The sequence below is a fragment of the Clostridium uliginosum genome (assembly GCF_900112485.1).
GTDB classification, from domain to species: domain Bacteria; phylum Bacillota; class Clostridia; order Clostridiales; family Clostridiaceae; genus Clostridium; species Clostridium uliginosum.
Genome location: NZ_FOMG01000024.1, coordinates 20,348 through 32,766 on the forward strand (window position 1 = coordinate 20,348; position 12,419 = coordinate 32,766).

Consider the following 12,419-nt stretch of genomic DNA (forward strand, 5'->3'; position numbering starts at 1 on the left):
TATAAATAGAAATATTTAATTATTTTTAATTTTTTAATAAAAATTAAATTATTATAAAATATAATAGATTTTTTAAAAACAAGTACTAATTATTTGCTAGGAAATGATATAACTTGATGATTTTTAGAATGACTATTATTTGTTGTGCTCTTTAATACAAAGTGATAAATTCCTTTAGAAATTATATCAGAAATCATCATTACAGTATTTAATCTAGTATTTTGTAAAACCAAAAAATCAAAATTACCAGAAATATTAACTATTCCAGTTATACTCATTTGACCAACAGCAGGAAGATTTTTATTTAAAGCGATACCAGGCAAAAGTGATTTCTTTTCTATAAAGATTTTACCAATATTATTTATTCCTCCTAAACAAGCATCTATAGCAATAATATATGGATTGTTAAATTTTAAATTTATTTGATCTAACTTTTCAACTAAATTTTTTGAATGAATAGGATTTTGTAAAGTCCCAAAAATATGAATATTATCTCTAGATAAAAATTCTAGTTTATATCCAATCAAGGGACCAAGACAATCACCTGTTGAACGATCAGTACCAATACAAAGAAATACAATACATCTTCCCTGTTTTAAGACATGTTGTAATTCTTCAAATAGATAATCACGTATTTTTATATATGAACTAGATATCTTTGAATCAATAGAAAATACTTCAGCCATAACAAACCCTCCTTTAAAGGAATTATTTCCATAAAAAGGAGGGTTTATTCATATATTGAGATATTATAATAATAAATTTTTAATACTAATTTTTTTGAATGAGTTAATTCATTAATAAATTTTTTATCACCAAAAGAAAATTTACTTATTAATTCTTTTGTATTTGAACTACAAATGCTTTTAGTAAAGAAATGAGTTAAAAGTAAGGTAAATACAACCACTATTCCAATATATGGAATATAATCTACTAGTGCAAGCATTCCGGATACAATACTTGATCCAATAGCTACTCCGACGTTTATGAATTGATTAATAGATTCAGTAGCAGAAGTTTTTAATCAATTCCAAATAATGGGATATATATTTATATTATCCTATCTCGCATAAGTTTATTTAATATCATTAATGTATAGTTAATATCATTTATTGATGTAAAATAACTAATACTTAGTCTGACGGTACCACAAGGATAAGTGCCTATAGTTTTATGTGCTAAAGGTGCACAATGTAAGCCAGTTCTAGTTTTAATATTATTACAATCTAAATAATAACCAGTTTCAGAAGCATCGAAACCATTTGTATTAATAGATACACATGTAGTTGAATTGTTACCAGACAAATCTCCATAAACAATTAAGCCATCAATATTTAATAATCCATTTAGTAAATGTTTTAATATATATTGATTATGTTCATAGATTGTATTTAATCCTATTGAATTTATGTACTTAATTCCTTCAGATAATCCAATAATTCCTGGTAGATTAAGAGTTCCACATTCAAATTTATCAGGTAAGAAGTCTGGTTGAATTAAAGAAGATGATGAACTACCAGTACCTCCTTGTAGTAATGTAGTGCACGAATCATTAAAACTATCATCTAATATAAATCCACCTGTACCTTGTGGACCTAATAAACTTTTATGACCTGTAAAAGCTATCACATTTGCATTAATAGTATTCATATTAATATCAAGCACACCAGCGCCTTGAGAAGAATCAACAATAAAAAACACATTATGTTTTTTACAGATATCCCCTATGGATTTAATATCTTGGATTGATCCTGTAACATTAGATGCTTGAGTAATAATTACAAGCTTTGTTTTAGAAGTTATTTTATTTTCTAAATCTTTTGGATTAATAAATCCTAATGAATTTGCATTTACTATATCTAAATTGATTTTATTATTTTCTTTTAAGTGATAAATAGGTCTAATGACAGAATTATGCTCCATTGAAGATGTAATGACATGATCACCAGGCTTTAAAATTCCTTTAATTAAAATATTTAAAGAAGTGGTAACATTATTAGTAAATATTACATGTTTAGGACTGTTAAATCCAAAAAAATTAGAAATAGTCTCTCGTGCTTCATATAAATATCTATTACTTTGCATGGAATTACTGTAATTACCTCTACCTGCATTAGCACCTATATTAAGCATATAATTATACATTGCATCAATAACTTGTTTAGGTTTTGGAAAAGTTGTTGATGCATTGTCTAAGTAAACATTCATATAAATCCACCTCTAAAAATAAATTTAAACAATCCTAAAATAATAAAGAATATACCAAGTATAAAGAGTAAATAATTTAATATTTGTGATGTTTTAGCAGAAAAATCAGATTTTAACATCTTAACTCCTTTAATTGCCAAGAAGTTAAGTATGAAAAACCAACTTATACTACCTAATATCATAGAACATAAAGCAAATGAATAATATAGTCTACCATGAAGCCTCCAAACACTTAACACTGTTCCACTTATGGCAATCCATAAAGATGGAGTAGTTGGGTTTAATAGTGTTATAAAAAATCCTGTGAAAAAGCTATTAGAAGCATGGTGTGTACATAGTTTCCTTGTATTGGAATTTGAACTAACTGTTTTTTTAGAAATTTTATTAAAGAGTATTAAAACAAAACCTGATACTATCCAAAATAGTCCTTCAAATCGTTGATTATGACTTAAAATTTTTAATAAACCTAGATTTATAACTATTATATAGAAAATATCAGCAGATACTGCGCCTAATGATACTTTGTACCCCTCTTTAAATCCATGAGAAATAGATCTATTTATTGATTCTAAACCTGATGGTCCTAAAGGAATTGAAGCAATAAATCCTGTAAAAAAGCCTATAAATATAGACTTAAAAATAATTGATAAAGATAACATTGTATTCTCCCTATAACCGTAATCATATATAATTATAATGTATTGTATATAATTATTCATTATAATTATATACGTTGGAATAAACAACTATGAGTTTATATATTTATAAATCATAAAAACATAGATATAATATATATATGTTTCAATTGATAATTTACAATGCAGGATAAATATTTCTGTATTTTTTAACAATTCAGTAATTCAAATGTATAAACTTAATTGGAACATATATATAAATGATAAGGGTAGGTGTTAAAGTGATTTATTATATAATAGTTTTTAAAAATACTTATGATGCAATGGCAGCAGAAAAAGATTTAGAACAATCAAGTTACAGGTTTACAATAATGCCAACACCAACATCAATAGCTAAAAGTTGTGGTATATGTATAAGAATTGATGATAAAGTTGAATTAGATAAAATAATTAAAAATGGTGTCTTTGAATATAAAAATATATATTTAAAGAATAAACATGAGTATATTCTAATTTAATAATTTCAAATGGGGAGAGTGATTAATTAGATAATGTATAATTACTTGATAAAATTACAATTAGATGAAAATGAGCTTATAATAGGTAAATATATAAGTTTAGAAAATATTGAAAAAATAATAAATAAATTATTAATGATTGTTTTCACTATTATAGTAATGTATTTGACTGTAAAAATAGGAAATTACTTAATTAAAAAATTTGTAAAAAGACAAATAAAAAGCAATGCAAGATTATCATTAGAGTCACAAAGGGCAAAGACTCTTGGAGAAGTAATGAAGAGTGTCTTAAAATATGCAGTATATTTTATAGGGATAGCTACAATATTATCTAATTTATTTAGTGGAATGTCTTTTACATTTGCAAGTATAGGAGGCTTTGCAGTAGGTTTTGGAACTCAAAGTTTAATTAAAGATTTAATTAATGGTTTTTTTATCCTATTTGAAGACCAATTTGGAGTTGGGGATCATATAACTATAGGAAAATTTAATGGTATTGTTGAAAGCATAGGAATTAGAACTACAACAATTAAGGATTTTACTGGTGATATTCATTCAATACCAAATGGAGCCATAATTGAAGTTACAAATCATTCAAGGGGAAATATAAGATTTATGGTTGATGTTTATATTTCATATGAAGAAAATATAGATAATGCGATTAATGCGATTAAGGAAGTATGTGATGAATTTCAGAAAGATAATGAAGATATAAAAGAACCTATACAAGTATTAGGAGTAGATTCTTTAAATGCATCTAGTGTTACTATAAGAGTAATAGGAAAAACCATACCTCTTAAACAGTGGGGAATGGAAAGGGAATTGAGAAAGTTAATAAAGTTAAAGTTAGATGAGAAAGACATAGAAATACCACATACTAAAACTCAATTAATTAATGTTAATATAGAAAAGGGAGAGAATTATGATAGAAACATTTGAATTAGGTGAAATAGTTGAAATGAAAAAGAAACATCCTTGTGGTTCTTTTGAATTTGAAATAATAAGAACAGGGGCAGATATAAAGATAAAGTGCACCGGATGTGGTAGGATAATTATGATTCCGAGAAGTAAATTTCAAAAAGGTGCCAAAAAGGTAATAAAAAGTAGTAAATATGATGAAAAATAAAAAAAACTTGAATTGATGCTTTTAAACTGATATAATTATGAATTGTAATCCCTGCTGTGTAATTGCACAGCCGTTAGTCCAAAGGAGGTGAAATTGATGAGAAAGTACGAAACTATATTTATACAACACCCATCATTCGATGAAGAAACTGTTAAAGCTAACATTGAAAAGTTTAAAGGTGTTATAGAAAATGGTGGAGGAACAGTAGACAATGTTGATTTTTGGGGTAAGAGAAAGCTTGCTTATGAAATCTCAAAAGTTAGTGATGGTTATTATACATTATTTAGCTTTACTGCAAATCCTGAATTACCAAGAGAATTAGATAGAATATTCAGAATCACTGATGGTATCATTAGACATATTATTGTTAAGGAAGAAGTTTAAGGCGGTGTTGTAAATGAACAAAGTAGTTCTAATTGGAAGATTAACTAAAGATCCAGAACTAAGATTTACTCCAGGCAATGGAACAGCAGTAACAACTTTAACATTAGCAGTTGATAAGTATAATGCTAAATCTGGTCAAAAAGAAGCAGATTTTGTACCTGTAGTAGTATGGGGCAAACAAGCTGAAAGTACCGCAAATTACATGAGTAAGGGTAGTCAAATGGCTATCAGCGGTAGAATTCAAACCAGAAGTTATGAAGCAAAAGACGGTACTAAAAGGTATGTTACAGAAGTAGTTGCTACAGAAGTACAATTTTTAAGTAAGGGAAATGCTTCAAATAATGCTGGAACTAGTAATGGTAACAGCACTGAATATTCAGCACCATCAAGTAATCCATTTGATGGTATGAATTTTGAAGAGGATATAACTCCAGTAGATGATGGAGATATGCCATTCTAAATTATTTAAGGTAAGGAGGGAATAAGATGAGCAGAGAAGATAATAATAGAAGATCTGGCGGTAGAGTTAGAAGATCTAAAAGAAAAGTTTGTGCTTTTTGTGCAGATAAAGCTGAATCTATTGACTATAAAGATATAAATAAGCTTAGAAAGTATGTTACAGAAAGAGGTAAGATACTTCCTAGAAGAATTTCTGGAACTTGTGCTAAACATCAAAGACAAGTTACTGAATCAATTAAGAGAGCAAGAAACATAGCATTATTACCATTCACAACTGAATAGGAATAATAATAATTCCCCTGAGAAATCAGGGGTTTTTTGCTATATAAAATAATAATTGGAAAATAAATACAAAATAGTACTATAATATCTTGCATTAATAAGTAAAAAAATTTAAAATAAGTATACAAGGACTGAAGATGTGAGGTGATATAGATGAAAAAACAAGAATTAAATATAATGGCTAGTGTTAAAATAATAGAAAACTTAAAAGCCCAATTGCTTTGTATTATAGGAGAATTTTTTAGACTTTTAACAAAAGGCAGTAATGTAACTCGTAATTCAATATTGGATTGTATTTCAGGTGCAATAAGTATACTATATGTTCTCGCTGAAAAATTAGGATATTCATTTCAGGAAGTTGATCATGTTATGAAAGAAAAGTTAGAATTAGGGGTACGTGCAGAAGATCAAGTTGAGAAGGAAGGTAAAAGTTTAAGTAAATTGAAATGTTACATTAATAATAGGAGAGACTAATAACATAGGAGGCTTTTTTTATGAATATAGTAACAACACTTAAAAGATTACTTAAGCCTATTATCTTAATTATCAGTTCACTAATTTTATGTTATTATAGTTATATAGGTATAGCGTTAGTAATATTTTTAATTTATTTGATAGATAATTTTTATCAATTAAATTATTATTGGCAACAAGATAATAATCTTAATGAATTTATAAAGAATTTAAACAAAGGAATAGAGAATAATATATTTCAATTTATATATCCATTGGCGTTAATAGAAAAAAATGGAAATATATTATGGAATAATAATATTTTTAATTATTTAAAGACTAGTGAAGAATCTTCTGAAAAAAATATTTTAAGTATTGCTAGAGGGCTAAATTTAGATCGTATTTTAAATCCTAAGGGTAATTTACATCAAAGATTGAAAATAAAACAAAAGTTATATGATTCTTATGCGACTAAAATTGAAATAAAGGATAAAAGTGATGATGTATACTTAGTATACTTTAATGACATAACAGAACTTATAGGATATGAAACTACTAAAGAGAGTATTATGTTAATTGAAGTAGATAATTTTACTGAAGCCTTAGATACAACAGAAGAAAGTAACAGACCATTATTAGTAGCTGAAATAGAAAGAACTATAAATTCTTATGCCAATAATTTAAAAGCAATGATTAAAAAGTATGACACAAATAAATATGTATTATCTATTCAAGATAACTATATAAAAAAGCAAATAGATGAAAAATTTAAATTGTTAGATGAAATTTCCAATATTGACAAAGGAAATAAGCTTGAGGTTACACTAAGCATTGGAGTTGGAAGAGGTGGGGTATCTCCTCTAGAAAATTATAAATATGCAAATACTGCAAAAGAATTAGCTTTAGGTAGAGGTGGAGATCAGGCAGTAGTTAAAAAGAATGATGATATAAAATTTTTTGGTGGTAATACTAAAGAAATAGAAAAGAGAACTAAGGTTAGAGCTAGGGTTGTAGCTCATGCATTGACTGAATTAATTTATTTAAGTAGTAAAGTATATATTATAGGACATAAAAATCCTGATATGGATTGTTTCGGATCTGCCGTTGGATTATCTAGTGTAATAAAACAACTTGGTAAATCATGCAAAATAATATTACAAAATGATATTAATGCTATAGAGTATTATTTAGATAATCTAATGAAAGAATCTAAGTATGATGATTTATTTATATCAGCAGAAAAAGGAAAAAATGATTTAGATGATGAGACTTTAGTTATAATTGTAGATGTTCATAACAAGAGTTATGTTGCAGATTTGGATTTAATGGATAAAGCAAAGAGAAAAGTAATAATAGATCATCATAGAAGAAGCCCTGACATGATTGAAGGAGATATATTGAATTATATAGAGGTATATGCATCTTCTACATCAGAAATGATAACTGAAATTATTCAATATATGGTTGATAAACCTAAATTAACAAGGCTGGAGGCAGAAGGGTTATTAGCAGGTATATTTATGGATACAAAAGGGTTCTCATTTAAGACTGGTGTTAGAACATTCGAAGCAGCATCTTTCTTAAGAAAAGCAGGTGCAGATACTATTGAAATAAAGAAGATGTTTACTGATGATTTAGAGAATTATTTACTTATTGCAGACACAATAAAATCTGCAGATGTAAAGAACAACATAGCTATTGCAATATCGCCTAAAAACGTAGATACTGTAATTGTGGCAAAGTCTGCAGATGAACTTTTAAATATATCAGGTATTAATGTGTCATTTGTTTTAGCACAAGTAAATGATGAGGTATATATTAGTGGCAGATCAGTTGGAGATATTAATGTTCAAGTGGTACTAGAAACTTTAGGTGGTGGAGGACATATGAATATAGCAGGTGCTAAATTGTCTAATTCTAAAGTTGAAGACGTGCTTCGTGATTTAGAAGAAGCAATAAAAAAATACTTAAAGGTGGGAGATTAATATGAAGGTTATTTTATTACAAGATGTTAAAAAAATAGGTAAAAAAGGTGATGTTATTGAAGCATCAGATGGATATGCAAGAAACTTTTTATTTCCAAGGAAATTAGCTCAAGAAGCTAGTGATACAAACATGCATATCTTAAATAACAAAAAGGAAAATGAAAGAAAACAAAAGTTAGCTGATCTTGAAGCAGCGCAAAAATTAGCAAGTGAATTAAAAGGAAAAGAAATAACAATAAAAGCTAAAACAGGAGAAAGTGGAAAACTATTTGGAGCTATTACAAGTAAGGATATTGCTGAATTAATAAACAATCAATATAAGGTTACAATAGATAAGAAAAAAATCGTTATGGATACAATAAAATTAGCTGGTAACCATGAAATAGAAGTTAAATTATATCCAGAGGTTAGTACTAAAATGAAAGTAATTATAGTTCCACAATAATAAGGAGGATTTGTTTTGAATTTAAATGAAGAAACAAACTTATTAAAGGATATAATTGAAGGTGATTTATCTTTAGAATCTCAAATAGATGCATTATTTAATATAACAAAAAATATCTTAGATAAAGGTGCATTTAAGTCTAGAATTATTAGATTTAAATTAGATAAATTTATAAAATCATCAAATAATTGCGAAAGAATATTTGCTTTGAATACAATATTATCTGAAGGAAATGGAATAAAAGTGATTCCAAAAGAGAATGAATTAGAGGAAGTTATTAATAATACTGTAGATTTAATTGTAGATGAAATAGCAAAAAGGTATGTTCAAAGTAAAATAGAAATGAAAGTTGAACAAGCAATTATAGAAAAGCAGGAAAAGTATATTGATGAAGTTAAACTTTCAATTATAAAAAAACAAAAAGGTGTTGAAAATAAAAAAACCATTGGTAAATTTGATCATTTAGTTGAGCTTGATAATAAGGTGACAAGCAAGAATATTATGAGCTTTTTAAGACCAAATAGTTTTGAAGAGATAGTGGGGCAGGAAAGGGCTATTAAGTCATTAATATCAAAGCTTTCATCCCCTTATCCACAACACATAATATTATATGGACCACCAGGAGTAGGAAAAACAACAGCAGCAAGGCTTGCACTTAAAGAAGCAAAAAAATTAGGTTTTACACCATTTGATGATAATTCAAAATTTGTTGAAGTGGATGGAACTACATTAAGATGGGATCCGAGGGAAATAACTAATCCTTTATTGGGATCAGTTCATGATCCAATATATCAAGGAAGTAAGAGATATCTATCTGAGGCTGGTGTGCCAGAACCAAAGCCAGGTTTAGTTACTGAAGCTCATGGTGGAGTATTATTTATCGATGAAATAGGAGAATTAGATTACATACTTCAAAATAAACTTTTAAAGGTGCTAGAAGATAAGAGAGTTGAATTTTCATCATCTTATTATGATCCAGATGATGAGACGACTCCTAAGTATGTAAAATATCTGTTTGACAATGGAGCACCAGCTGATTTTGTTTTAATTGGAGCTACAACTAAGAGTCCAAGTGAAATTAATCCAGCATTAAGATCTAGAACAACAGAAGTTTATTTTGAACCACTTTCATCATCAGATATAAAGCTTATAGTGGAAGATGCAGCAAAAAAGTTAAAAGTTACATTAGAAGATGGAGTTGCTGATAAAATCAGCAATTATACATTCGAAGGTAGAAGAGCTGTAAATATATTAACTGATACATATGGTTATGCTTTATATATAAATAAGGAATCTACTGATAATATTCATATAAAGTTAGATTACCTAGATGAGATATTATCAATAGGTAGATATGTTCCTTTTGAAAGATTCGACAATACTGAAGAATATGAAATAGGACATATTTATGGATTAGGAGTAAGTGGCTTTTTAGGTTCTACAATTGAAATTGAAGCTAATGTTTTTGAAGCTAGAAAAAAGGGAACTGGTGTAGTTAGATTTAATGAAACTGCTGGTTCAATGGCTAAGGATTCTGTCTTCAATGCGGCTTCAGTTATAAGAGCAATAACACATAAGGATATTAAAGATTATGATATTCATGTTAATGTTATAGGTGGAGGTAAAATAGATGGTCCTTCAGCAGGAGCAGCCATTACTTTATGTATAATAAGTGCATTACTTAAGAAACCTATAAAACAAGATATAGCAATTACAGGTGAGATATCTATAAGAGGAAAGGTTAAACCTGTAGGAGGAATATTTGAAAAGATATATGGTGCTAGAAGAAAAGGAATAAATCTAGTTTTAGTGCCAAAAGATAATCAAAAAGAAATTCCTTCAAGACTTAAGGATATAGAGGTTATGACTGTAAGCACTATAGAAGAACTTATGGATATTGTGTTTAAGTAATAAATGAGCTTCCTTTAATAGGAAGCTTATTTTAAATTATAAAAAATTAAATTAATTATTATAGATTTTTCTTGTGTTATTATAATTATTTTAGAATTAGAGTTAAGAAAGGAGGAATATTATTTGGAAACATCGGTTATGAGGAGCTTACCTCAAAGTATAGAAGCTGAACAATCAGTAATTGGATCTATGATTATAGATAAAGGTGCTATTGCTAAAACTTTAGAGAAGTTAGAAGAAGAAGACTTTTATAGAGATGGACATAAAATAGTGTTTAAAGCTATATTAGAAATGTTTAAGAAGGATATAGCAGTAGATCTAGTAACTCTCTTAGAGTACTTAAAAAGTATAGATATGCTTGAAAGAGCTGGAGGGGTAACATATATAAGTGAGATAAGTTCATCAGTACCTACTACTGCAAACTTAGCTTCATACATAAAAATAGTAGAAGAAAAATCTATTTTAAGGAAACTTATTAAAGCTTCAACATCAATAATTGAGGAAAGCTATAATAAGCAAGGAGAAGTAGAAGGTGTATTAGATATAGCTGAAAAGAAGATATTTGATATAGCTGAAAAGAAGACTTCAAAGGACTTTGAACCTTTAAGTGATGTTCTTGAGAGAGGATTCATAGAGATAGAAAGACTTTTTAATAATAAAGGTGAAATTACTGGAGTAGGATCTGGATTTAATGATTTAGATTCTAAGACCTCAGGTTTTCAAAAGGGAGATATGGTTCTTATTGCAGCAAGACCTTCTATGGGAAAAACAACTTTTGCTCTTAATATAGCAGAAAATGCAGCATTAAGAGAAGGAAAGAGTGTAGTAGTATTTTCTTTAGAAATGTCTAAGGAACAATTAGCATATAAGCTACTTTGCTCTGAAGCAAATGTTGATATGTTAAAATTAAGAACTGGTGAATTAGATGATAAAGATTGGGAAAATATTGCTAGAGCAACAGGTCCTTTATCTAAAGCTAAAGTATATATAGATGATTCTGCTGGAGTTTCTGTTATGGAGATGAGATCTAAATGTAGAAGATTAAAGATGGAATATGGAATAGATATAATTATTATTGATTACTTGCAACTTATGTCAGGAAGTTCTTCTACAGATAACAGGCAACAAGAGGTGTCAGAAATATCTAGATCTATTAAGGCTTTAGCCAAAGAAATGGAATGCCCAGTAATAGCTTTATCGCAATTATCTCGTGCTCCTGAACAAAGAGCAGACCATAGACCTATGTTATCTGATTTAAGAGAATCAGGATCTATAGAACAGGATGCAGATATTGTTATGTTTTTATATAGGGATGAGTATTATAATAAGGAAACAGAAGATAGAAATATTGCTGAGTGCATAATAGCAAAACAAAGAAATGGTCCAGTAGGAACTGCTAAACTTGCATGGCTTGGTCAATATAGTAAGTTTGAAAATTTAGATGTTATTCATAAAGAATAAAAACATAAATTAGTTTGTTTTTGAACAAACTAATTTATATTTAATAAATAATTATATATATGTTTCAATTAAAAATGTGGGATAAATATTTATGTATTTTTTAATAATTAAGTAATTCAAATGTATAAATTTAGTTAGAAGATATATATTAAAAATCGTTTAAAACTTAGGAATGATAAGTTTAATTTTATCCTTATAATCATAAAGAAAAATTTTATCTAAATTTATGTCTTTTAAATAAAACATTCTTTTTAAAGACTTGTCTACGTCCTTATTAATTTTGTGCATTTCAAGAATTAAAAAATTATTTTTATAGTGCATTTTTAAAAAATGATTTTTATATGAAAAAAAGTAAATGCTAATGTAATAACTTCTAGATGTTTCCTCTATATCTATAGTTGGGATTTTTGAACTTATGATAGGTTTATCTAAAAAAAAATCAATAAATTCTTCCTTATTTATTAAAGAATTAGAATGAATTATAGGAATTTTATTCATAGATATAACCTCCCTTCTAAGTAAATATAGTTTGTGAAATATGATACTAGCTAT

General features: G+C 27.5%; 15 protein-coding genes. 11 read left to right on the plus strand and 4 right to left on the minus strand.

All coding sequences use genetic code 11. The features are described 5' to 3' along the window. Window positions 1-89: 89 nt before the first annotated feature. The 3 genes from yyaC to BM027_RS13725 all read right to left on the minus strand — a co-directional run bounded on the left by yyaC (window position 90) and on the right by BM027_RS13725 (window position 2,867). Window positions 90-686: a spore protease YyaC gene (yyaC, locus tag BM027_RS13710; RefSeq protein ID WP_090092990.1), complete on the minus strand. Its 597-nt coding sequence runs from the start codon at window positions 684-686 to the stop codon at window positions 90-92. 364 nt (window positions 687-1,050) lie between these two features. Next, the gene (locus BM027_RS13720) at window positions 1,051-2,208 is read right to left on the minus strand and encodes an aminotransferase class V-fold PLP-dependent enzyme (RefSeq protein WP_090092995.1); all 1,158 of its coding nucleotides are present in this window, start codon (window positions 2,206-2,208) and stop codon (window positions 1,051-1,053) included. Further along, window positions 2,205-2,867 (minus strand): LysE family transporter, encoded by a 663-nt coding sequence (locus tag BM027_RS13725; protein ID WP_090092998.1) that lies wholly within the window; start codon window positions 2,865-2,867, stop codon window positions 2,205-2,207. The genes BM027_RS13720 and BM027_RS13725 overlap by 4 nt, the downstream gene beginning before the upstream one ends. A gap of 257 nt (window positions 2,868-3,124) precedes the next feature. On the opposite strand from BM027_RS13725, the gene BM027_RS13730 reads away from it, so the two are divergent. From BM027_RS13730 to BM027_RS13780, 11 genes are all read left to right on the plus strand, one after another. Beyond that, window positions 3,125-3,361, plus strand: coding sequence for a putative Se/S carrier protein (locus BM027_RS13730; RefSeq protein ID WP_090093091.1), 237 nt, complete (start codon window positions 3,125-3,127; stop codon window positions 3,359-3,361). A gap of 33 nt (window positions 3,362-3,394) precedes the next feature. Then, window positions 3,395-4,300 carry a mechanosensitive ion channel family protein gene (locus BM027_RS13735; protein WP_090093000.1) on the plus strand — a complete coding sequence of 302 codons (906 nt, stop codon included), beginning with the start codon at window positions 3,395-3,397 and terminating at the stop codon, window positions 4,298-4,300. After that, window positions 4,284-4,487 carry a DUF951 domain-containing protein gene (locus BM027_RS13740; RefSeq protein WP_090093001.1) on the plus strand — a complete coding sequence of 68 codons (204 nt, stop codon included), beginning with the start codon at window positions 4,284-4,286 and terminating at the stop codon, window positions 4,485-4,487. The genes BM027_RS13735 and BM027_RS13740 overlap by 17 nt, the downstream gene beginning before the upstream one ends. Before the next feature lie 96 nt (window positions 4,488-4,583). Then, entirely contained in the window at window positions 4,584-4,871 is a 288-nt protein-coding gene (gene rpsF, locus BM027_RS13745; RefSeq protein ID WP_090093002.1) for a 30S ribosomal protein S6, read from the plus strand. Window positions 4,872-4,884: 13 nt separating this feature from the next. Beyond that, complete coding sequence (locus BM027_RS13750; RefSeq protein WP_090093005.1) at window positions 4,885-5,331, plus strand: single-stranded DNA-binding protein; 447 nt, start codon at window positions 4,885-4,887, stop codon at window positions 5,329-5,331. A 26-nt stretch (window positions 5,332-5,357) separates the two neighbouring features. Beyond that, window positions 5,358-5,612 carry a 30S ribosomal protein S18 gene (gene rpsR / locus BM027_RS13755; RefSeq protein ID WP_090093007.1) on the plus strand — a complete coding sequence of 85 codons (255 nt, stop codon included), beginning with the start codon at window positions 5,358-5,360 and terminating at the stop codon, window positions 5,610-5,612. 153 nt (window positions 5,613-5,765) lie between these two features. After that, the gene (locus tag BM027_RS13760) at window positions 5,766-6,086 is read left to right on the plus strand and encodes a MazG-like family protein (RefSeq protein WP_090093008.1); all 321 of its coding nucleotides are present in this window, start codon (window positions 5,766-5,768) and stop codon (window positions 6,084-6,086) included. 20 nt (window positions 6,087-6,106) lie between these two features. Next, window positions 6,107-8,050, plus strand: coding sequence for a DHH family phosphoesterase (locus tag BM027_RS13765; RefSeq protein WP_090093010.1), 1,944 nt, complete (start codon window positions 6,107-6,109; stop codon window positions 8,048-8,050). Between the two features lies 1 nt (window position 8,051). Then, window positions 8,052-8,495: a 50S ribosomal protein L9 gene (gene rplI, locus BM027_RS13770; RefSeq protein ID WP_090093012.1), complete on the plus strand. Its 444-nt coding sequence runs from the start codon at window positions 8,052-8,054 to the stop codon at window positions 8,493-8,495. Between the two features lie 15 nt (window positions 8,496-8,510). Beyond that, the gene (gene lonC, locus BM027_RS13775; RefSeq protein ID WP_090093014.1) at window positions 8,511-10,406 is read left to right on the plus strand and encodes a Lon family ATP-dependent protease; all 1,896 of its coding nucleotides are present in this window, start codon (window positions 8,511-8,513) and stop codon (window positions 10,404-10,406) included. Between the two features lie 123 nt (window positions 10,407-10,529). After that, complete coding sequence (locus BM027_RS13780) at window positions 10,530-11,867, plus strand: replicative DNA helicase (RefSeq protein WP_090093016.1); 1,338 nt, start codon at window positions 10,530-10,532, stop codon at window positions 11,865-11,867. Window positions 11,868-12,026: 159 nt separating this feature from the next. On the opposite strand, the gene BM027_RS13785 is transcribed toward BM027_RS13780, so the two are convergent. Next, complete coding sequence (locus tag BM027_RS13785) at window positions 12,027-12,365, minus strand: hypothetical protein (RefSeq protein ID WP_090093018.1); 339 nt, start codon at window positions 12,363-12,365, stop codon at window positions 12,027-12,029. Window positions 12,366-12,419: the final 54 nt, after the last annotated feature.

Excerpts from the sequence above, each read along its gene's own strand:
- yyaC (WP_090092990.1), bottom strand. The coding sequence starts at position 686 with ATGGCTGAAGTATTTTCTATTGATTCAAAGATATCTAGTTCATATATA.
- BM027_RS13720 (WP_090092995.1), bottom strand. The coding sequence starts at position 2,208 with ATGAATGTTTACTTAGACAATGCATCAACAACTTTTCCAAAACCTAAA.
- BM027_RS13725 (WP_090092998.1), bottom strand. The coding sequence starts at position 2,867 with ATGTTATCTTTATCAATTATTTTTAAGTCTATATTTATAGGCTTTTTT.
- BM027_RS13735 (WP_090093000.1), top strand. The coding sequence starts at position 3,395 with ATGTATAATTACTTGATAAAATTACAATTAGATGAAAATGAGCTTATA.
- BM027_RS13740 (WP_090093001.1), top strand. The coding sequence starts at position 4,284 with ATGATAGAAACATTTGAATTAGGTGAAATAGTTGAAATGAAAAAGAAA.
- rpsF (WP_090093002.1), top strand. The coding sequence starts at position 4,584 with ATGAGAAAGTACGAAACTATATTTATACAACACCCATCATTCGATGAA.
- BM027_RS13750 (WP_090093005.1), top strand. The coding sequence starts at position 4,885 with ATGAACAAAGTAGTTCTAATTGGAAGATTAACTAAAGATCCAGAACTA.
- rpsR (WP_090093007.1), top strand. The coding sequence starts at position 5,358 with ATGAGCAGAGAAGATAATAATAGAAGATCTGGCGGTAGAGTTAGAAGA.
- BM027_RS13760 (WP_090093008.1), top strand. The coding sequence starts at position 5,766 with ATGAAAAAACAAGAATTAAATATAATGGCTAGTGTTAAAATAATAGAA.
- BM027_RS13765 (WP_090093010.1), top strand. The coding sequence starts at position 6,107 with ATGAATATAGTAACAACACTTAAAAGATTACTTAAGCCTATTATCTTA.
- rplI (WP_090093012.1), top strand. The coding sequence starts at position 8,052 with ATGAAGGTTATTTTATTACAAGATGTTAAAAAAATAGGTAAAAAAGGT.
- BM027_RS13785 (WP_090093018.1), bottom strand. The coding sequence starts at position 12,365 with ATGAATAAAATTCCTATAATTCATTCTAATTCTTTAATAAATAAGGAA.